The organism is Providencia sp. PROV141, assembly GCF_028481645.1.
Classification (GTDB): domain Bacteria; phylum Pseudomonadota; class Gammaproteobacteria; order Enterobacterales; family Enterobacteriaceae; genus Providencia; species Providencia rettgeri.
In genome coordinates, this window is the sequence record NZ_JAMPPR010000025.1 from 107,564 (window position 1) to 128,798 (window position 21,235).

A 21,235-nucleotide genomic window follows, 5' to 3' on the forward strand; every position below is an offset into this window, starting at 1 on the left:
ATCTCGCTATTTTTGACATTGCGGACAAAAGAAGGTGCTACGTTGCCCCTGTTTAATGCTTTCTATTGGCGTGCCACACATTGAGCAAGGTTCACCCTTTTTTCCATAGACAAACAATTCTTGGGCAAAGTAGCCCGGTTTACCATCCGACTGTAAAAAATCTTTTAGTGTCGTACCACCTTGTTCAATAGAGCGCTGTAACACCTTTTTGATCTGCAACACTAGTTCAGTAATTTCAGTTAACGTTAAGGTATTTGTAATTTTTTCAGGTGATATTTTTGTCGCAAATAATGCTTCATTAGCATAAATATTACCCACACCAACAACCACTTTGTTATCCATTAACCATGGCTTAATGGCCACTTTTTTCTTTTGCGCTAATTCATAAAGATATTGCGGGTTAAAGGCGTCTGATAATGGCTCAGGCCCTAAGTGTGCAAGTACCGAACTGTTTTCTAAATCATCACACCAGAGCCAAGCGCCAAACCGGCGAGGATCCGTATAGCGCAAAACCTTACCGTCTCGCATGACTAAATCCACATGGTCATGCTTTTCTTCAGGCAATTCTTCGGTCAGAATACGCACACTACCAGACATTCCCAAGTGAACAATAATCCAACCTTTTTGCAATTCAATCAGCAAATATTTGGCTCGGCGTTGGACACTTAAAACCGCTTCATCTGATAAACTTTTAATTTGTTCACTCACCGGCCAACGTAAACGACCGTTACGCACAATGGCGTAAGAGATTGTATTACCGACTAAATGTGGCTCTATCCCACGGCGACTGGTTTCAACTTCGGGTAGTTCTGGCATTATCTATTCCCAGCTATTTATGCTACTCATAATAAATTTATGTTACTAAACCACGGCTATGTTATAAATTCAAATATAATGCAGACTGACTGATAACACATTTGTATCATCACCAATAGGAACAAATGATGAGATACGTATTTACATTTAAGCACCTTTCCATCAATATAATTGATATTTGACCATAGCACTAAGTTTAAAAACTGGCATATTTTTCATGACAAATATTAAGTTATCTATCGTTGTACCCTGCTATAACTCAGAAAAATATATTGAGGCATGTTTGGCCTCTGTATTATCATTTATGGATAACAGCGTTGAATTAATAATTATTAATGATGGTTCAACGGATAGTAGCGAAAATATCATTCATAATATATTACATAAATATGATAATAAGAATATTCACTACATTAAAAGAGAAAATGGCGGGTTATCTAAAGCCAGAAATCACGGTATCTCTGTTGCTTCTGGTGAATATATTGCATTTTTAGATGCAGATGACTATTTTGATGACAATTTTTATCAAAATATATCCCCCATTATCTCACACTCTATTTATGATATTATTGAATTTGATACTGTAAAGTTCGAAGATAGCGAGCCATCTAAAACAAAAATCATTTCAACCACTCACTATTGTGGGGCAACAACAATAAACTGTGTTCAAGACTTATACCCCGTCTTCAAAAATAAAAAATGGTTTGCTTGGTCTAGAATATATAAAAGTGATTTATTTAAACTCATTGGCATACACTATCCTGATAGAGTTCTCTATGAAGATATGGCAACAACCCCAAAGCTTTACCTAAAAAGCAAAAATATTTATAGCATTAACAAAACATTAATTCATTATCGTGTTAATGAAACTAGTATTACCCAAACGTTTAGGCGAAGTGATATTAATAGCCTCATTTATGTAATGGCAGAGCTTTCCTTTATTGCGCTTATTTATGGTGATGAAGTAACGAAAATGTTGAGCAAAACACTGTCCGAAACGTTACACTTACTGAAAAAATCTATATCCAGAAATACAGCAACACCTCTTACTCATGAAGAGATATACCAAATAAAACAAGCAACGTGTATTTTCAAAAAATATTTAAAATTAAAAGATAGACTTCAATTAGCTTTTTTAAAACAATATTGTCAGTTTCGTACCAAAAATAGGTAATGTCGTGAAAAATAACAGTTATGTCGTGTCTCAATTCCCTTTTTTACTGCTTTTTCTAGTCACACTAGGGATGTTTACTAATGATACTCAAGGGGTATTGAATATTTCCGCGGTCATATTACTACTATATACTATCTACACCGCAGTAAAAGATAAAATCAACCCTTGGCATGACATACTCACTATCGTTAAAACTCGGAAAATGTTGTTTCTCTTTGGTGCCTGGGGGTTATTTTGTGCACTATTTTTCACATATGCTGATTTTACATTAGCCGCATTAAAAGCTTTTTTTGATGACTGGCGTTACGTCGTTATTATTTCTTTATTTTTAGTCGTTTTCAAAAGCGAATTGCCAAAATCAAGTAAAACGATTACCTATGCTCTGATCTGTACCCTCGCTTTCACCCTATTTGCTGTCCCAATATTAAAACAGTTTAAAGATAGTGATTTACCTTTATATCTACAGCTTAGATATGGTTTTGCCCACTATATGTCGTTGCTATTTCCATTTACATTCAGTGCATTTTTTCTATTTAAAACGAAATTTTTAAGAACGCTGATGTTATTTTTATCAATCTTAGCATTTTTATTTTTGCTATATACAGGCAGTCGTGGTGGTATACTTGCTGTCGTTATTGAATCTTTTTTTATCCTATTACTATTGTCATCTAATTATAAAAATTTAATTATCAATAGCTTTAGACTGGGTATTTTAGCTATATCAATTATATTGGTATCATACTATACCTTACCCCAAGTTAAGAATAAGATCGATCAAACTATTTACTCTAATAATATCACATCAGGTAGAGATAAAATTATCACTACCCGACTCCCTATTTTCATGAATGAAAATAAAATAAAACTCGTTGGAGTCGGTTATGGTTCTGTAGCATACAGCCAATATTTGCTTGATAATAATGCAGAAAAAAAGATTGGACGTTACTCTGAGAAAAAAAAGATATATGTATATCATAATGATGACCCTTTTTTCTTAAATATCACTTACAATATCGGTTTTATAGGTTTAGCCTTATTCCTAATCGCATTTTTTATTAACATGAAAGATTTATTCAAAGATATTAGGATAGAAAAAAATATACTTAATGTAGGTATATTTGTATCATCTATTGGTTATTTTTTAGTTTACTGTTTGTTTGAGTTTATTTTTATCGATATCTTCATCTTGTATAATATATTAACTGCTATTTTGATTAAAAAAGTATTATCTAGATAGTATGAAGCCTCGTATTCTGAACAATTACGAGGCTTTATCAATACGGTATTACAGATTATTTAATGATTTTTTTCACTAAATATTTTATTGTGGTAATTATAAACCCGATATAGTCGCCATTTTTTCTTAAATGTGATTTTTTACGAGATAATTGTTTATACCCTTCAGGTTTCATTAATGGTACATTTTTCCATGGAGAATGAGCTCTAGCTACTTCAAAAAAAGCATATTCTTGGTAAAAATTAGCCCATTCATGAAATGGTTTAGTTAAACCAACAAAGTGAATAAAGACGACTTCATCTGGAATTTTGGTAATATGTCCTTTACTGGTAATATACCAATCAAGCGAGAACATGAAATTAAAGTTTTCACTAATATTGACAAGCTTATTATTTAGTAAAATATTCAATGCATCTTGATCAGGATGTGTAAAGTCATTTTCACTTACCAATTCAATAACACGATTAGGAATATTATTTTCCGCCATCCGTTTAATTGACATATACAGAAGTCCGGAATTAAAATATTTTTCCATATCCATTGGCAGTGTTTTTTTATCGCTAATAAATTTATCCTTTACTGCATACAAGAAAACATCATTATTAAATTCCAATTCTTTTAAATAAGATAAATTTCCTTTACAAATAATATCTGCATCTAAATAAAGAAGCTTGTCAATTTTTGTCGATAAAAACGAGATAATTACTAATCTAAAATAAATTGCATGACTCCAAGCTTGCGAAGGAAGTGGCAACTTTTTAAACTTTTCGTTATCTATTAAATAAATAGTGATTTTATGTTGGCTATTTGCAACTAGTCCACGAAAAAGATTTTCATCTTTTAAATTATCGACAAAGATATGAAAATGGAAATGAGTATCCTGATTATTAATCATCACCGATGAAATCGACGTTCCTACTCCATAGAGAAATTTATCATCAACACCATACGCTATATGAAAATAGTTTTCTTCACTCACATCATTTTCATTAATCTTAATTTGAGTTCTGATCATTTCGTGGTTTATCATTTTTCGTTTTCCTTTACCAACTTCAATCATCTAAATGATAAGTAATAGTTTTATATTCATGTAACCCACACACTAGTTATAAACGATACTTTTCACTTCTTTTTTCGATTCGTTTAGCCTTGTAGCCCGCTTTATAGATTAAACGTTTTTCCTGTTGCAAAATAACTCGCAGCGATAAACCAAAATAGATTTTCATAAAACGAAGAATATCACGCTGAGTAAGCCCAATATTTAATGATGAGTAATATAAACCAATTAAATCTTTATCGCGCCAACGGGTTGGAACCGAATTTCTGAGTTGTGCTCGGTGCAAATCAATTACTGATATTTTTAACTGTTCTTCATTTCCCGTAAATGGCAAATGCAGTAAAAAATGGCAAATATAACAATCACGATGGTTAATACCCGTTGCGTGCATTTTGCGCACCATCTTCGCAACTCGGCGAATAATCATTTGTTTGGTACTAAAAGTTGGCGGGTTATCTAGCCAATTTGCACAATAATCTTCCAAACTCACCGTCGGAGTCAAATCTTCAGTAATAATAAAGGAGTGGCGACGAAGAGGGTTAATCCCTTTTTGCCCAAAAGCTCGACCATTCATCGTGTCAACTCCCACTTGAGTCAGTTGATGAATAGCATTCCACTCTCTATCGGCTCCTAATACCGGCAACCGAAAAGAAAATAGATTTTTAAGAACTTCCTTTAGTGTCGTCCCATAATGAATTTTTATAAAATAGCTGCGTCCCTCAAGTTCAAAACGCAGAGTTTTACGCGATTCTAACGCACGAAAAACTTCACCTTGTAGCTTATCCGCCTCGATAAATGGATCTTTATTCTTCCACAATTCACTAAAAGGGGGTTTTAACTCAATCATTCGCTTCCCCTAAAATAATATCTGCGGCTTTTTCTGGTAAACTATACAAATCTTCTGTATCGGCAAAATATCGCGCATTACTTGCCCATTGTGCTAATTGAGCCGGATTTTTTAAACTATCTTTTAGAGCCAAGTTCAGAACCGTTTGTTCAAAGGGCTCATTTACCACAATACCGCATTTGGCTTGGCTAATAAATGAAGCATATCCACACACTTCTGTGACAATAATCGGTAAACCCGCGGTAATTGCCTCTAATAACACAATACCTGCCGCTTCTTGATAAGCCGGATGCATTAATATATCGGCTGCAGCCATTAATTCTGCAATATCATTACGTCCACTAAAGAAAGAGACTTGTGAGCCGATTCCTAGCGTCTTCGCTAACTGTTGGTATTTCACTGGTTTATCTTGACCGACTACCATCAATAGCGTGTTTTTCTTAATATCATCGGGCAATGCCGCAATGGCTTTTATGGTCCGATCGACGCCTTTACGTTTGAAGTCAGAACCCACCTGCAATACTAAAAATGCAGATTCAGGTATTTGATTTTTTTCACGATAAACTTTTTTAGCATTCGCAACCTGCTTATCATACTTTCTATCTTGGGCAATACCAGGAGGCAGCATATGAAAACGCACATCTTCAGTCCCATAATGCTCTTTAAAATGACTAATTTGATGTGGCGTTAACATGAGTAATTGTGTCGGTTTTCCCACTGCAAAAACAGCTTTTTCAAATGCGGCATAGTGTTTGTAACGAGGCGTCAGCTTATAAAAAAAGCCTTTTTCTTCAGCGACTTTTTGTGCATAACAGACATCTGCTGCATAATAAATATCCAGCCCTGGCATTTTATTGAAACCAATTACCCGCTCAGCAGGGTGCTGCTTTAAATGTGCCAAAACCCAGTCACAATATTGTGCATTTCGTCCATGATTCGTTTTTGATGTCACCGGCACGATAATAATTTCAAAGCCGCTAGGCTTATCACCATCCCATGATTGGGTATAGACACGTACGTGATGCCCACGTGATTGGCATTCCATTGCAATACGTAGAAAATCCCGCTGTAATCCACCAAACGGAAAGTATTTATATAAGCAAAATGCCAGATTCATGTTAATACCTTGTCATCATAGAACGAATATTCATCGGCAATATTTTTTCTGTTGCTTTAATTACATCGGATGCAGGGACAATAGATAAATACTTTTTACTGCGGTCAAGTTCATCTCGCGGAGGCATAGGTTCATAGTCTCCAGCCCAGAATTGCACACTATTCTCACTCCAAGGCCGCCAAAAAACATGATTTGTCGCACCGAAAAGGCACACAATTGGTGTTTTGACTGCAGCAGCGATGTGCATCGGAGCTGAATCAACACCGATGAATAAAGCGGCATGGGCAATCAGTGCGCCTAATTCTGGAAATGAAGTCTTTCCTGCAAGTTCAGTAACAGGCGTTGTTTGGCAACCATTTGCAATATCACTGATACACTCCAAATCTTCTTTACTCGGCCCCGAAGTTAAAACTACTTGATAACCACGAGACTGCAATGCATCAATGACCGCTGAAAACTTTTCATTATCCCAACACTTAAAAGCTTGGCGTGCTGTTGGTTGAATGACGACATAGCTGCTATGGACACCTAAGCTTAGTAATCTTTCATCAATATTTTTCCAATCCTGCTCTGAATAAGACATCGTTAGATGCGTTTTTAATTCTTTTATTTCTAACGGCTTGAGCACTGATAGGTTATTCAGAACAACGTGTTCGCCTTCAGGTTCTGTCAAATGCGTAAAACTATTACGCCAGTATTTAGAATCTCGATGGGTAAATTGATGGGAAATTTTTGTGTCAGCAGGAATAGCCCGAACTAATACACTCACCATCCACTGATCTGCGAGGTTAACAACTAAATCGTATTTATTTTTACGCAGCTTTAGCAGTAGCTTAATAAAATTACATGCTTTACTTAGGCCACTACTTTTTTTCCCCGCCATGCCGTATAAAGCGTTAATTTCAGTATTTTCAGAGAGAATCGGGATAGTATCCTGATAAAGCAAAACGTCAATTTTAGCATCAGGATATCGGTGTTTTAATGAGCTGATAACGGGTGTTGTCAGCAACATGTCCCCATGAAACCTCATCTTGATCACAAGAATTTTTTTAAACTGTTTTTTCACCAGGCACTCTTAATCAAGTCTATATGTAAAAGACAATAGTCATTCGACAACAAATATCATTATTAATTCAATGAATACTCACTATGTTACTACTTTCATAATCATGGTCATAGCTTCGAATGCGCATATCCGCGACAGCCCAAATTTTAGGTAAAAAAAAACTCAGCCGAAGCTGAGTTTTTAACGCAGAAAGCAAAATTATTTGATTTTTGCTTCTTTGTAGATCACATGCTTACGAACAACTGGATCGAATTTTTTCAGTTCCAGTTTTTCTGGCATTGTGCGCTTGTTCTTCGTAGTGGTATAGAAATGACCTGTACCTTCAGAAGAGACTAGCTTGATTTTCTCGCGAATACCTTTAGCCATTTTTTAGCTCCTTAGTACTTCTCACCACGGGTACGCAGTTCAGCAAGAACAGCATCAATACCCTTTTTATCGATAACACGCATACCTTTAGCAGATACACGCAGTGTTACGAAACGTTTCTCAGACTCAACCCAGAAACGGTGAGAGTGCAGGTTTGGCAAAAAACGACGTTTGGTCGCGTTTAATGCGTGTGAACGGTTGTTACCGCTCATTGGACGCTTGCCAGTAACTTGGCAGACTCGTGACATGTCTATTCTCCAAAAATCTAATCAGCTCGAGCTTTTTTGTTCTGGGTATGGCCGCCTCGTCAGGCTTAGGAGCCCATCTCAGCAAACTTTCATTGACTGAAAAAACCGTTGATACCTAAATAAAGATTTACTTTACTAAAACGTAAAAATTTACTGAGATAGGCCCTTCTCGCCAAACCCAAGATCCTTAAAGGTGGCGTAGTATACGCTTTCCATCGTTTTCACTCAAGCCCAACGCAAAGAAAGTTGTCATTTTTTAGGCAAAAAAATAATTTTATAGCCATCCTCGCTCCACAAATGACACACATTGCTTATGGCCAACGACAAAATGGTCAAGCAGTTTAATCCCCATAATAGTACAAGCACGTTGGATACGCTCTGTCACTTGCCTGTCTGCTACGCTTGGTTCCGGGTTACCTGATGGATGGTTATGGGCGAGTATAATCCCGTTTGCGTTCATTTTTATGGCAAAGCGAATGATTTCTCTGGGGTGAACTTCAACTTTGTTTAAAGTACCTTTAAACAACTCTTCATGACAAATAATTTGATTTTTATTATTTAAAAATATCACGACAAAAACTTCACGCTCTTGCCCTGCAAATAAATCCAACAACTTTGCTTTCAACTGCTCAGGCCCAGTCATCACATCTTCATGTAAAAATTGTTCAGAGAAAAAACGGCGAGCTAATTCACTCACCGCCTGTAATTGGGTAAATTTACAACTCCCCATTCCTTTACATTGCTTGAGTTTTTCGTAGTCTGCTTGTAGAAGCAAATATACTGAACCAAACTCCTGTATTAAACGCTTCGCAAGCTGTAAAACGGGTTCGCCTTGACTCCCTGTACGCAGAAAAATAGCGAGCAGCTCAGCATCAGATAACGCAGCAGCCCCGTATGCGAGTAGCTTTTCTCTTGGTGGTAGGTCTAGATGTTCACTCATCATATTCTTTGTCCCTAAATCTCTTGCTTCCTTTTTATCTAGGCTAAAAAACATTCACAACCGCTCTTATGAGGGTTTGCGTAGCGCTTCGCAAAAATAGTACTGTGATGAAAAATCGAGCGCGCCACCTCTCGCTTCTCTGTGGTAATATGCCTCCCATGTTGACCGAATTGGATAAAAATAATGAATCAACTGTCACTATTAGGTAAGCAGATAGTTATTGGTATTAGTGGGGGCATTGCTGCATACAAAATCCCTGAACTCACCCGCCGTTTGCGCGATAAAGGTGCGATTGTGCGTATTGTGATGACTCAAGGTGCAAAAGCCTTTATTACGCCTTTAACCTTGCAAGCCGTTTCAGGACATCCTGTTTCTGATGACCTGCTAGACCCAGCCGCTGAGGCGGCTATGGGACATATTGAACTGGCTAAATGGGCTGACCTTATTATTCTAGCGCCTGCTACTGCGGATTTAATTGCTCGCCTCAGTGCAGGAATGGCAAATGACTTACTCACAACAGTTTGCCTTGCTTCCGCAGCACCGATTGCACTTGTGCCAGCAATGAACCAACAAATGTACCGAGCAAAAGCAACTCAAGAAAATTTAATCAAACTGCAACAACGCCAATGTATGATTTGGGGGCCAGATGCAGGCAGCCAAGCCTGTGGTGATATTGGCCCTGGTCGCATGATTGACCCACTAGAAATTGTTCGTCTAGCCAGTGAGTTTTTTACCCCTAAACTCGACTTACAAGGCATCAAATTAATGATCACTGCTGGCCCAACAAGGGAAGCGCTAGACCCAGTTCGCTTTATTAGTAACCATAGTTCGGGGAAAATGGGTTTTGCCATTGCTAAAGCAGCCAGTCAACGTGGTGCCGACGTCACTTTGATTGCGGGCCCTGTAAATATTGAAACACCAGAAGGGGTTAACCGGATTGATGTCATGAGTGGCTTAGAGATGTATGAACAAGTGCATCAAACCATTGCTGAACAAAATATTTTTATTGGTTGCGCTGCAGTTGCAGATTATCGCGCAAAAAACATTGCTGAAAATAAAATAAAAAAACAAGGTGATGAAGTTTCGATTACACTTATCAAAAATCCAGATATCGTGGCTAGTGTCGGAAACCTAAAACACAATAGGCCATATGTTGTTGGGTTTGCAGCTGAAACCCAAAATGTGGAAGAATATGCACGCCAAAAACGACAACAAAAGCAACTCGACCTCATTTGTGCCAATGACGTCTCACTAGCAGATAACGGATTTAATAGCGATAACAACGCGTTACATCTTTTTGATGCTAACGGTGATATCCGTTTGCCTCACTGTAATAAAAACGAATTAAGCCACTATTTACTTGACGAGATACTTCAACGTTATGAAAAAAATTGACCTAAAAATCCTTGATAGCCGTATCGGTAATGAATTTCCTCTACCAGCCTATGCCACCACTGGTTCTGCTGGTTTAGACCTACGTGCATGCCTTGATGCACCAATCGATTTGGCACCAGGTCAAACAGAGCTTATTCCAACAGGTTTAGCCATTCACATTGCAGATGAAAGTCTTGCTGCGGTCATCTTACCTCGTTCCGGTTTAGGTCATAAACATGGCGTTGTACTGGGCAACCTCGTTGGCCTCATTGATTCCGATTATCAAGGCCAGCTCATGGTGTCTGTCTGGAACCGGAGTGACAAAGCTTTTACCATTGAACCTGGCGAACGCATGGCACAAATGGTGTTTGTCCCGGTTGTTCAGGCGGAATTTAATATTGTTGATAATTTTGACGCAACTGAGCGTGGAGCTGGCGGTTTCGGTCATTCTGGCCGTCAATAAATAGAACATCCTGATAACTAATATGCTAGATAGAACCTAAATTAGGTTCTATCTTTATGAATAAAAACAATCAGCCGCATATTTTCTTTCAGGAAGCTTGCTCAACATTACTTATATTTTAAACATTTTTTAAATCCATTTTGCTTCGAAACTCTCTTTACTAAGAGCAAAATTTTGGATAGTTTGTTTTGCTGTTTTAGCAGGGGTCTTATTAGACATGGCAGAAAAAGCGATAACACAAAAACGTAACAGACGTGATGAGATTTTACAGGCTCTTGCGTTAATGTTAGAAAGTAGTGATGGCAGCCAACGTATTACAACAGCAAAACTTGCTGCTACGGTTGGTGTATCAGAAGCTGCGCTATATCGTCATTTTCCGAGTAAAATGAAAATGTTCGATAGTCTTATTGGGTTTATTGAAGACTCATTGGTTTCGCGTATTAATCTGATTTTAACTGATGAAAAAGATACGATAATTAGAATTAAACTAATACTTGCCCTAATACTTGGGTTTTCTGAGAAAAACCCTGGGCTAACGCGTATAATGACAGGCCATGCTCTAATGTTTGAGCAAGATAGGCTGCAAGATCGTATTAACCAATTATTTGAACGTATAGAATCACAATTACGGCAGGTGTTAAAAGAGAAAAAAATACGTGATGGCCATGGGTTTATTCATGATGAGTCACTACTTGCTTCTCAGTTACTAGCTTTTTGTGAAGGGATGCTCTCTCGTTTTGTACGTTCTGAGTTTCGTTATCGGCCAACCGTCGAGTTTGAATCGCGCTGGCCTTTAATTCTAGCTCAGTTACAATAACCGATTATTTATACTACTCACCCCGCCCATCATTGGGCGAGGGCTTTTTTTATTCAATTCCGTATTGTTCGCGATAAGCCTTCATAGCCGCTAAATGTTCCTGCATACCTTCCTTTTCAGCAAGATAGGTGATTAAATCGTTCATGGTAATAATTGAGTAAACTTTACAACCATAATCACGCTCAACCTCTTGTACTGCTGAAATTTCACCTTTCCCTTTTTCTTGGCGATCAAGGCATAGCAGAACACCATTCAACGTGGCTTGTTGTTGTTTAATAATTTCCATTGATTCACGAATTGCCGTCCCTGCGGTAATCACATCATCAACTACTACAACACGCCCTTGTAAAGGACTTCCTACTAACACGCCACCTTCCCCATGGTCTTTAGCTTCTTTGCGGTTGAAGCAGTATGGCATATCGATGTCATGGTGCTCAGAAAGTGCTACCGCTGTCGTCGTTGCGATGGGGATCCCTTTATACGCGGGACCAAAAATGACATCACACTCAATTGCGCTATCTTGTAATGCTTGTGCATAAAAACGACCGACAAGTGCCAGATCACGCCCTGTATTAAATAACCCCGCATTAAAAAAATAAGGGCTTTTACGACCTGATTTCAGCGTAAACTCACCAAATTTAAGTACCTGTTTTTTCATGGCAAGTTCAATAAAATCGCGCTGATAGGCTTTCATTGATCATTCTCCTCGTTGATGATTATTTATCTATTCTCAAAGCTGGCACACTCGTTGATGAACCAGCAGGCATAAAAAAGGCGACTTTTCAGCCGCCTAATTAATGATTAACTTACTTCAGCGCTTCTCGCTGAGCTTCAAAAATGGTATTTAAACCTGTTTTAGCTAACGCCAATAGGGCTAATAACTCTTCATGACTAAACGGTTCGCCTTCTGCAGTGCCCTGCACTTCAATCATTCGGCCATCATCCATCATGACAACATTCATATCGGTTTCCGCTGCAGAATCTTCAATATACTCAAGGTCACATAGAGCCTCTTGGTTTACAATTCCAACCGAAACGGCAGCAACCATTGATTTTAGTGGGCTTTTTGCAATTTTACCTTGTTCAACCATGTTATTCAGCGCATCAACAAGTGCCACACAAGCACCAGAAATCGCGGCTGTACGTGTACCGCCATCCGCTTGAATAACATCACAGTCTAAAGTAATGGTGTATTCACCTAATTTTTTAAGGTCAACCGCTGCACGCAAAGAACGAGCAATTAACCGTTGGATTTCCATCGTACGGCCTGTTTGTTTTCCTCGTGCAGCTTCACGCTGATTACGTGAGTTTGTTGCGCGCGGTAACATGCCATACTCCGCTGTAACCCAACCTTGCCCCTGCCCTTTTAAAAAGCGAGGAACCCCTTCTTCAACAGTTGCATTACATAACACCTTCGTGTCGCCAAACTCAATAAGAACAGAGCCTTCTGCATGCTTAGTATAGTTGCGCGTGATGGTAATCGGGCGCATTTGGTCTGCTTGTCTATCTGCTGGGCGCATGGTGTTATCTCCATTATCAACTCAAATTGGGACGCATTATACGTTGTTCAAGCGATAATGCCTATCCTGTCATCCTGCATAGCGTTATAATCCCCTAAATCTTTACGATAATGGGAACGAATTATGATCCGTAGTATGACCGCTTTTGCCCGTCGGGATATCAAGGGTGAATGGGGGAATGCGGCCTGGGAGCTGCGTTCCGTGAACCAACGTTATTTAGAAACGTATATTCGCTTACCTGAGCAATTCAGAAGCCTTGAGCCCGTCATTCGCGAACGTCTGCGTTCTCGCCTAACACGTGGAAAGGTAGAATGTAGTCTACGCTTTGAGTTAGACGGTGCAAATCGTGGTGAATTAATCCTAAATGAACAATTAGCACGCCAATTAATCAGTGCTGCGAATTGGGTTAAAAATTACAGCCATGAAGGTGAAATAAACCCATTAGAAATTTTGCGTTGGCCGGGTGTGATGTCAGCAGGCGAACAAGATTTAGATATCATCAGCGAGCAATTACTGGCGGGCTTAGATGAAGCTATTGATGCTTTCATTCAAAGCCGTGAAGCTGAAGGTGCTTCATTGCATGCGCTCATCGAACAACGCCTTGATGGCGTCTTAGTTGAAGTCGCAAAAGTGCGTCAACATATGCCAGAAATTTTACAGTGGCAACGTGAACGCTTACAAAATAAGTTAGAAGAAGCTGATATTCAAGTGGATAACAACCGTCTGGAACAAGAACTTATTCTATTGGCTCAACGTGTTGATGTTGCAGAAGAACTGGATAGACTAGAAGCTCATGTTAAAGAAACGCGTAATATCTTGAAGAAAAAAGAGGCAACTGGTCGCCGCCTTGACTTTATGATGCAAGAATTCAACCGCGAAGCTAATACGTTAGCGTCAAAATCAATTAATAGCGAAGTTACAACCTCTGCAGTTGAACTCAAAGTATTAATCGAGCAAATGAGAGAACAAATTCAGAATATTGAATAATCACTCTTTGACGATTTTAATCCATAAAAAGCCAATCGACCTTAATTATCGTTTGGCTTTTTTTTGGAGATATTCTCAAATTAACTCGAAATAGGTGCTAGTTATCACGATTTTTGAAGCTATATTCCACAACACCCCTTCGAAGATATGAAAAAATTTTTACCGAAGCAGTATTAATTATTCTTTCTCAAATAATTAGTAACGTCGATTAAATCGTTTTCTTCCCCAAAAAAATAATAACAAGTTGATTTTTAACCATAAAATTTATTATCTGTCTATTTTCCTAAAAATAAGATCTCGCTCATAAATTAATCAAATGTTTTGAGTTCAGTCACAGATAACAAAACAGATCTTTGACACCTCAATAACTGCTTATTAACATCCATCTTGTATACAAGTTGAATTCAATATAAATACAATAAGGTTGATTACCTCGACAAACCAATAAAAAGGTAACTCTATGTCACATAATGATTCTGTTGTAACACCAACAACGAAAGACTCACCAGGGCGTTTACGTTGGGGATTAGCAGCAATATTTTTTATTATCGGTTTGATTGCATATATGGACCGCGCCAATATTTCCATTGTGGCCGAACATATGATGACCGATTTAGGAATGAGCAAAGTTCAATTTGGCTTTTTGGGGGCATTATTTTCTCTTGGCTATGCACTAGCCCAAATCCCAAGCGGTATACTTGCAGAACGGTTTGGTAGCAGACTGATCGCGACTATTAGCCTCTATATTTGGTCTGCATTTACCATCTTAACTGTCGTGGCTCCTACCTATATTTGGCTATGCATCGTACGCTTCCTATTCGGCGTTGGAGAAGCGCCGCTCTACCCTGCAAATGCCGTTTTTAATACATGGTGGTTTCGCCAAAATGAAAAGGCACGAGCTGCTAGCTTCTTACTTGCCGGTTCCTATTTTGGGCCTGTGATTGCCCCCACCCTTACCGTATTTATTATGATTTCATTCGGGTGGCATGCCGTTTTCTATATATTTGGTGTGATTGGCATTCTTATCGGCATGGTTTGGTATTTCTTTGCCAGAAATAAGCCTGAGCAACACCCTAAAATTTCTCAAAGTGAAATCGCATTCATCCATGAAGGCCGAACAATTAGTGAGCAAGGCGGTACTGATGTTAAAGCCCCTTGGCGCAAATTTATGAAAGAACGTCCTTTCTGGGCTGTTGGCTTCCAATATTTTTTTGTTGCCTATATGACCACTTTATTCATGATTTGGTTACCCACCTACTTACAAGAAGCGCGAGGCTTTTCATTAACCCAAATGGGCGTAGCCGCCAGTTTTCCTTGGTTAGCAATTTGTATCGCAGTACTCACTGCAGGTTCAATTTCTGATTGGTTACTCAACAAAGGGTACTCGCAGTTAGTCGCTAGGGGCTATATCGCGATTGCTGGTTTTATTCTATTTATCGTGGGGATTTGCGGTGCTGCTCAAACTGAAAGTGCCATCGCCAGTGTTGCATGGCTAACTCTTGCGCTCGGCTCTCTAGGATTACCAGTTGTGACCTCTTGGGCAATCGCAGCGGATAAAGGCCGCCAATATGCTGGCTCTGTCAGTGGATGGATGAACTTGTGGGGTAATCTCGGTGGTGTTATTTCCCCTATTTTATGTGGCTGGCTTGCACAGCATTTTGGTTGGACCGTCGCTTTACTTTTCAATGTGATACCTATCAGTTTAGCGATTGTTTGCTGGTTTTTCATTCAGCCTGATAAACCTTTAGCTGCTGCCGTTAATCCTGACTAATTTTTACCCAAAACACATTATATTCAATAAATAAAGGTGTCCCTATGTTTACATTAAATCCTCGAGTTGCCTGTTTTAGCCCAGAAGTTATCGAAAGTTGCCGTGATGTTTGCCCGTCAACTATTGGACACATGACTGACTTCGGTTTTCTCAAAACATTACGCCCACAAATTGAACAATGCCAATTTATTGGTAATGCTGTAACCGTACGTATTCCACATATGGATTCATCTGCTGTACATAAGGTTTTCGACATCGTGCAAGAAGGCGATGTTGTCTGTATCGATATGTCTGGGGATTATGATCGTGCTTGTTGGGGCGAAATGGTTTCTTACATGGCACGGGCAAAGAAAATTGCTGGCGCAGTTATTGATGGTTGTGTCACTGATATCAAAGCATTACGTGAGATTGGTGTTCCTATTTATGCACGTAAAGTGAGCCCGTTGACGACGCGAATCTTAGGTATTGAAGGCGCAATTAATGTGCCAATTAGTATAGATGGTGTAACGATTCACCCTGGTAATTTAATCATCGCAGATGGTGATGGCATTTTAGTCGCCGATGAGGTTACCCTGCAAGAATATCGCCAACGAGCCCTTAATGCTCAGCATGCTGAAATTGATGTTAAAAAACGTATTGATGCTGGTGAAACATTAGCAGCGATTTCAGGTGCAACTAAATTTTTTGAATAAGGAGACTCCATGAAAATTGCAATTGCTCAGCTTGCCAGTAGCCCAGATAAAGCTCTAAATTTAAAAAAGGCCTGTGACGCTATACAAAAAGCCGCTCAAGGTGGTGCCGACCTCGTCCTATTGCCGGAAATGTTTATGGCATTCGTTCCTGCAGATAGCGGTATTAGCTATGCCGATGTCGCAGAGTCTGTTGATGGTCCTTTTGTCTCTGAGTTAGCAAAAACCGCTAAACAATGCGGTATTTATGTGACTTGTGGAATTTATGAAAGTGCCCCGAATGAGCCGAAAAGAGCATTCAACACAACAATTATGTTGAACCGCCAAGGTGAGCTTATCTATCATTACCAAAAAACACACCTGTACGATGCCTTCTCATATCAGGAATCCCTCAACATTATTCAAAGTAATAATGCGTTAAAACCTGTGGAAACTGAATTTGGCAAAATTGGCGTTTTAGTCTGTTATGAGTTGCGTTTCCCAGAAGTTGCTCGAAAACTAACCTTAGCTGGCGCAGACCTTATACTCGTTCCTACGGCATGGGTAAGTGGGCCACTTAAAGAGGAGCATTACCAAACATTAGTTAAAGCACGCGCTTTGGAGAACACAATTCCTGTCTGTGCATGTGACCAAACTGGTAACATTTTTATTGGCCGCAGCCTTGTTTGTGATGCGCTTGGCGTAACCATTGCCTCTGCTGGCTACGATGAAACACTATTTTTTGCTGAAATATCAACGCAGCATACGGCAGAAACACGAGAAAAATTACCTTGCATGCAAAACCGGCGCCCTGAACTGTATTAGTCTAAAAAACTGGCAAGGATGCTGGTTTATTCAACAAGTTAAGTTCAATTACCCACCAAAATTTAACAGCGCCCTAAATAATATAAAACTAGTGCATTACTTGTATACCAGTCTATTCCTTTCTATACTCACTAAAATTTCTATTATTAACACAAGATCCTGATGAAAGATAAACCACTAAGCCAACAAGCCTATACCGCAATTAAGCATAAAATTCTCAGTAAGCAATTTGGAGAGGAAAGTTATACCTCTGAAAATAGCTTAGTTGAAGAACTCGGTATGAGCCGTACCCCAATTCGCGAAGCCTTATATCAATTGCAAAATGAAGGCTTAGTCAAAATTATCCCTCGAAAAGGTGTTTTTATTCAGAAACTATCGTTAAAAGAGACTCGAGATAATTATGATTTACGCTTAGCAATTGAGTCTCATGCAATTAAATTAGTGTGTGAATATTTAACTAATGAGCATTTTTCTATTTTAGAGGCCATTATTGAGCAGCAAAATGAATTATTGAAGGAAAATGACTATCAAGGTTGGATAAAAGAAGATGAACGATTCCACCGTTTCTTCTTAGAATTATTGGATAACTCAGTTTTCTTAGATTTAGCGGACAATATTCGCCAGCGAGTCTATTTTCAGCCCGACCCTATTTATCGCAATGAATATTATTATGAATCTACACGCCAACATCAGCAATTGGTTGAGCAACTCAAAGCAAAAGAATTTACCCTTGCGGAAGAAACGCTGACTGAGCATATTTTACGCGGTAAACGTAATTATGTTTAATGTTAAAACTAACAAAAAAGAGAAAACCAAATTTATGGTTTTCTCTTAAATTGAATATTATTTATAACGATTTATCTTAGCTAGATTTGGCTTCTTTCAATGCTGCGTCTTTATCATGGTGATAATGGAACGTAAATTGGAAGATTATTGCTAATACAACAGTATAAGAAGCAAAAACTAACCAAATCATTTGCCAATCTTTAATACCATCCACTGTGTAATAGTCGACAACCAACCCACTTAATATCGCTCCAAAATAGGCCCCAACACCGTTAACCATCGTCATGAATAAGCCTTGGGCACTCGCGCGCATACGCGTATCCACTTCTCTTTCAATAAAGATAGAGCCTGAAATATTAAAGAAATCAAATGCGCAGCCATAAACAATCATCGACATGATCAAGAACATCAAACCAATGGCTGATGGGTCGCCAAACGCAAAGAAACCAAAGCGTAGTGTCCAAGCGAACATACTTAATAACATGACCGTTTTAATGCCATAGCGTTTCAAGAAAAATGGAATTGCTAAGATAAAACACACTTCAGCCATCTGAGAGATCGATAATAATATCGATGGATACTGTACCACCAAACTATCTTGGTATAGCGGGTTCAGGCCGAAGTCATGCAAGAATGGATTACCAAACGTATTGGTAATTTGTAAAACGGCGCCAAGTAACATAGCGAATAAGAAAAATACCGTCATAATGGGCTTTTTGAATAACACCAAAGCATCTAAACCTAGCTTACTGATCCAGCTACTTGAAATCGCTTTTTTATTAACTTCAATTTTTGGCAAAGTTAGTGAATAAAGCGCTAAAAGCAATGAACAACCACCTGCAATATAAAGCTGCATACTACTTAGCTCAAATTTCAATAAGCTAATGCTCCACATTGCAACAATAAAGCCTACCGTACCAAACACACGAATAGGTGGGAAGTTACTCACTGAATCGAGCTGATATTGACTTAATGATGAATAACTAATGCTATTTGAGAGTGCAATTGTTGGCATAAAGGCCATTGCATTAATTAACATCACCCAGAACATGATAGTTGAACTTGTGACTGTTGCGGCATAAAACAATGCAGCAGCCCCAATCAAATGGCAAATCATATATAAACGATTTGCTGGAATATATTTATCTGCAATGATTCCGATAAGCCCAGGCATTAAAATGGCAGCAATACCCTTTGAGCTATACACCATACCGACTTCTGCACCTGAAAAACTCAATGTTTTCATCATGTACGAGCCGAGTGTAACTAACCAACTTCCCCAAACAAAATATTGCAGGAAAAGCATGATTTTCAAGCGGGATTTAATATTCATACAAGGCTCCGTTTGGAGTTATATTTATTTGTTTTTATTTTCAACTCAGCAATGGCAACACCCATAAGGATGACAGCAACACCAACAAACTGAATGAATTCAAGAGGTAAATGCAATACTGTTACGGATAATAAAATCGTGACAGGTAACTGCATTGAGCTAACAATGGTCGCTAAACTGGTACCGATCAGTGGAGTACCTTTGGCAAACATCCACATACCGAAGAAAGAACCAAAGAAAGCCAGAGGTAATCCATATGAGAAAAATAGAGATTGAAACGTTGATGCGCTCAATAAGAATGTTGGCGGAACAACAATTGATGTCAAAATTGCGCCCCCTGTTACCATAATTGCAGAACGCATCATAGGATCTGTTTTAACCGCTAATGCTCCACTGACGTAAACACGAATAGCGTTCGATAATGCTGCACATAATCCTAATAGCACACCAAGCCAGTGAAACACGATCCCTGAGCTGTTTAACAAACCTGTCGCTAATACTGTCCCAATTAATATCACCACAACTGACACCATGGTCATTACGGGAGGAATTTTGCGGTCAATAAATGCGTTAATTGCAACCCCCATCCATGTAAATTGCAAAAAGAGTACGACACCAAGTGCAGGGGATAAATATTGCAATGATGCATAATACAAAAGCCCGGTTAACCCGGTTGTCGTCCCAGTGAGTAACATTAATAGGCCTTGCCGGCGTGTTGGCCATACTAGACGTACTTTTTTAACTAATGCGCCTGCGACAACAAAAAACCACAGTAAAATCGCACCTAATACCGTTTGGCTACCGATGACATCACTCAAGGAATACCCTGCGCGGTAGGCCAACACGACGAGTGTTGAAAGGATGCCATAACTACAAGCGCCTAAAGAAACTAAAATTAGACCTTTAAATTTCATTTCAATATTCACCTTATTTAGCGTCATGGCCATCTTTATATTATTTTGATAAAAAGAGTCTAAAAAACTAGAAGCGCTCAATCACACCTGTTACTAATTTCAAGAAGGTCGCTTTAACTTTCTCTGCTGTTTCAATAACTTCATCATGGCTAAGAGGCTGTTCTAAAATACCGCAAGCCATATTGGTTAAGCAGGAAATGCCCACTGTTTTAATTTGTGAATGGTGAGCGACCAGAGCTTCTGGTACGGTAGACATACCAACAGCATCTGCGCCTAAGGTTCTGATCATACGAATTTCGGCAGGAGTTTCGTAAGTTGGGCCTGTCCACCATGCATAAACACCTTCACGGACAGAAACACCTTGTTCAGCCGCTACATCCTTGATTGTTTGGCGTAATTCTTTGTTATACACCTCACTGACATCCAAGAAACGCACCCCTAATTCAGGGTTATTTGGCCCCATCAGTGGGTTATTTGCAGTTAAATTAATATGATCGGTAATAATCATCAGATCACCTGGGTTGAAGTCGGTATTTACCGCACCGCAGGCATTGGTGATAATCAATTTTTCGACACCCAACGCTTTCATCAAACGTACAGGGAAAGTGACCTGGTCAAGGGTAAAGCCTTCGTAGTAGTGGAAACGGCCTTTCATGGCAACCACATTTTTACCTGCGATGGTACCGATCACCAATTCATTGGCATGCCCTACTGCTTCAGATTTGGCAAAGTGTGGAATTTCGCTATAAGGAATATGCACTGCATTTTCTAATGTATCCGCGAATGGGCCGAGTCCTGAACCCAGAATAATACCCACTGTTGGTTTAATATCTGTACGAGACTGAATAAAACTCAAGCTTTCTAGAATATCTTTTGTATGATGCATGGTTGTCTCCAAATTGACATCGA

Annotated in this window: 23 protein-coding genes; 10 read left to right on the forward strand and 13 right to left on the reverse strand. The window is 38.9% G+C overall.

Annotated elements, in window-relative coordinates; genetic code table 11:
* Nucleotides 1-6: 6 nt before the first annotated feature.
* Nucleotides 7-816: a bifunctional DNA-formamidopyrimidine glycosylase/DNA-(apurinic or apyrimidinic site) lyase gene (mutM, locus tag PSF09_RS17205; RefSeq protein ID WP_102140552.1), complete on the reverse strand. Its 810-nt coding sequence runs from the start codon at nucleotides 814-816 to the stop codon at nucleotides 7-9.
* 217 nt (nucleotides 817-1,033) lie between these two features.
* Between mutM and PSF09_RS17210 the strand changes: the two genes are divergently transcribed.
* Together PSF09_RS17210 and PSF09_RS17215 are read left to right on the forward strand one after the other, a co-directional pair.
* Nucleotides 1,034-1,990: a glycosyltransferase family 2 protein gene (locus PSF09_RS17210; protein WP_272684233.1), complete on the forward strand. Its 957-nt coding sequence runs from the start codon at nucleotides 1,034-1,036 to the stop codon at nucleotides 1,988-1,990.
* 4 nt (nucleotides 1,991-1,994) lie between these two features.
* Nucleotides 1,995-3,227, forward strand: a complete 1,233-nt coding sequence (locus PSF09_RS17215) for an O-antigen ligase family protein (protein ID WP_272684234.1) — start codon at nucleotides 1,995-1,997, stop codon at nucleotides 3,225-3,227.
* 55 nt (nucleotides 3,228-3,282) lie between these two features.
* Here the strand turns inward: PSF09_RS17215 and PSF09_RS17220 are convergent, their stop codons facing one another.
* From PSF09_RS17220 to radC, 7 genes are all read right to left on the reverse strand, one after another.
* A complete protein-coding gene (locus PSF09_RS17220) occupies nucleotides 3,283-4,257 on the reverse strand; it encodes a glycosyltransferase (protein WP_272684235.1) in 975 nt (324 codons plus the stop codon).
* A gap of 76 nt (nucleotides 4,258-4,333) precedes the next feature.
* A complete protein-coding gene (rfaP, locus tag PSF09_RS17225; protein WP_272684236.1) occupies nucleotides 4,334-5,131 on the reverse strand; it encodes a lipopolysaccharide core heptose(I) kinase RfaP in 798 nt (265 codons plus the stop codon).
* Entirely contained in the window at nucleotides 5,124-6,248 is a 1,125-nt protein-coding gene (locus PSF09_RS17230; protein ID WP_272684237.1) for a glycosyltransferase family 4 protein, read from the reverse strand. The genes rfaP and PSF09_RS17230 overlap by 8 nt, the downstream gene beginning before the upstream one ends.
* A 1-nt stretch (nucleotide 6,249) precedes the next feature.
* Nucleotides 6,250-7,314 carry a lipopolysaccharide core heptosyltransferase RfaQ gene (rfaQ, locus tag PSF09_RS17235; protein ID WP_102140557.1) on the reverse strand — a complete coding sequence of 355 codons (1,065 nt, stop codon included), beginning with the start codon at nucleotides 7,312-7,314 and terminating at the stop codon, nucleotides 6,250-6,252.
* A gap of 198 nt (nucleotides 7,315-7,512) precedes the next feature.
* The gene (gene rpmG, locus PSF09_RS17240) at nucleotides 7,513-7,680 is read right to left on the reverse strand and encodes a 50S ribosomal protein L33 (RefSeq protein ID WP_004265124.1); all 168 of its coding nucleotides are present in this window, start codon (nucleotides 7,678-7,680) and stop codon (nucleotides 7,513-7,515) included.
* 11 nt (nucleotides 7,681-7,691) lie between these two features.
* Nucleotides 7,692-7,928: a 50S ribosomal protein L28 gene (gene rpmB, locus PSF09_RS17245; RefSeq protein WP_004265123.1), complete on the reverse strand. Its 237-nt coding sequence runs from the start codon at nucleotides 7,926-7,928 to the stop codon at nucleotides 7,692-7,694.
* A 274-nt stretch (nucleotides 7,929-8,202) separates the two neighbouring features.
* On the reverse strand, nucleotides 8,203-8,871 hold the full coding sequence (gene radC, locus PSF09_RS17250; RefSeq protein WP_004906900.1) for a RadC family protein: 669 nt from the start codon (nucleotides 8,869-8,871) through the stop codon (nucleotides 8,203-8,205).
* A 180-nt stretch (nucleotides 8,872-9,051) separates the two neighbouring features.
* On the opposite strand from radC, the gene coaBC reads away from it, so the two are divergent.
* From coaBC to slmA, 3 genes are all read left to right on the forward strand, one after another.
* Nucleotides 9,052-10,263, forward strand: a complete 1,212-nt coding sequence (gene coaBC / locus PSF09_RS17255; protein ID WP_272666365.1) for a bifunctional phosphopantothenoylcysteine decarboxylase/phosphopantothenate--cysteine ligase CoaBC — start codon at nucleotides 9,052-9,054, stop codon at nucleotides 10,261-10,263.
* On the forward strand, nucleotides 10,250-10,705 hold the full coding sequence (dut, locus tag PSF09_RS17260; protein ID WP_272666366.1) for a dUTP diphosphatase: 456 nt from the start codon (nucleotides 10,250-10,252) through the stop codon (nucleotides 10,703-10,705). The genes coaBC and dut overlap by 14 nt, the downstream gene beginning before the upstream one ends.
* 217 nt (nucleotides 10,706-10,922) lie before the next feature.
* Nucleotides 10,923-11,522, forward strand: a complete 600-nt coding sequence (slmA, locus tag PSF09_RS17265; protein WP_004906897.1) for a nucleoid occlusion factor SlmA — start codon at nucleotides 10,923-10,925, stop codon at nucleotides 11,520-11,522.
* A gap of 49 nt (nucleotides 11,523-11,571) precedes the next feature.
* On the opposite strand, the gene pyrE is transcribed toward slmA, so the two are convergent.
* Both pyrE and rph read right to left on the reverse strand, forming a co-directional pair.
* Nucleotides 11,572-12,216 (reverse strand): orotate phosphoribosyltransferase, encoded by a 645-nt coding sequence (gene pyrE, locus PSF09_RS17270; RefSeq protein WP_102140560.1) that lies wholly within the window; start codon nucleotides 12,214-12,216, stop codon nucleotides 11,572-11,574.
* Between the two features lie 112 nt (nucleotides 12,217-12,328).
* On the reverse strand, nucleotides 12,329-13,042 hold the full coding sequence (gene rph / locus PSF09_RS17275; RefSeq protein WP_102140561.1) for a ribonuclease PH: 714 nt from the start codon (nucleotides 13,040-13,042) through the stop codon (nucleotides 12,329-12,331).
* Between the two features lie 123 nt (nucleotides 13,043-13,165).
* On the opposite strand from rph, the gene PSF09_RS17280 reads away from it, so the two are divergent.
* From PSF09_RS17280 to PSF09_RS17300, 5 genes are all read left to right on the forward strand, one after another.
* On the forward strand, nucleotides 13,166-14,029 hold the full coding sequence (locus tag PSF09_RS17280) for a YicC/YloC family endoribonuclease (protein WP_272666368.1): 864 nt from the start codon (nucleotides 13,166-13,168) through the stop codon (nucleotides 14,027-14,029).
* A 460-nt stretch (nucleotides 14,030-14,489) separates the two neighbouring features.
* Nucleotides 14,490-15,800 carry an MFS transporter gene (locus PSF09_RS17285; protein WP_117162976.1) on the forward strand — a complete coding sequence of 437 codons (1,311 nt, stop codon included), beginning with the start codon at nucleotides 14,490-14,492 and terminating at the stop codon, nucleotides 15,798-15,800.
* A gap of 44 nt (nucleotides 15,801-15,844) precedes the next feature.
* Nucleotides 15,845-16,492, forward strand: a complete 648-nt coding sequence (locus PSF09_RS17290; RefSeq protein ID WP_272684238.1) for an RraA family protein — start codon at nucleotides 15,845-15,847, stop codon at nucleotides 16,490-16,492.
* Nucleotides 16,493-16,501: 9 nt separating this feature from the next.
* Nucleotides 16,502-17,293, forward strand: coding sequence for a carbon-nitrogen hydrolase family protein (locus PSF09_RS17295; RefSeq protein WP_210836466.1), 792 nt, complete (start codon nucleotides 16,502-16,504; stop codon nucleotides 17,291-17,293).
* Nucleotides 17,294-17,455: 162 nt separating this feature from the next.
* Complete coding sequence (locus PSF09_RS17300) at nucleotides 17,456-18,079, forward strand: GntR family transcriptional regulator (protein WP_272684239.1); 624 nt, start codon at nucleotides 17,456-17,458, stop codon at nucleotides 18,077-18,079.
* A 76-nt stretch (nucleotides 18,080-18,155) separates the two neighbouring features.
* Here the strand turns inward: PSF09_RS17300 and PSF09_RS17305 are convergent, their stop codons facing one another.
* The 3 genes from PSF09_RS17305 to PSF09_RS17315 form a co-directional block, all read right to left on the reverse strand.
* Entirely contained in the window at nucleotides 18,156-19,412 is a 1,257-nt protein-coding gene (locus tag PSF09_RS17305) for a nucleoside permease (RefSeq protein WP_210836468.1), read from the reverse strand.
* On the reverse strand, nucleotides 19,409-20,326 hold the full coding sequence (locus PSF09_RS17310; RefSeq protein WP_272666376.1) for a DMT family transporter: 918 nt from the start codon (nucleotides 20,324-20,326) through the stop codon (nucleotides 19,409-19,411). Before PSF09_RS17310 ends, PSF09_RS17305 begins: the two co-directional genes overlap by 4 nt.
* Before the next feature lie 67 nt (nucleotides 20,327-20,393).
* Complete coding sequence (locus PSF09_RS17315; RefSeq protein ID WP_210836471.1) at nucleotides 20,394-21,212, reverse strand: purine-nucleoside phosphorylase; 819 nt, start codon at nucleotides 21,210-21,212, stop codon at nucleotides 20,394-20,396.
* Nucleotides 21,213-21,235: the final 23 nt, after the last annotated feature.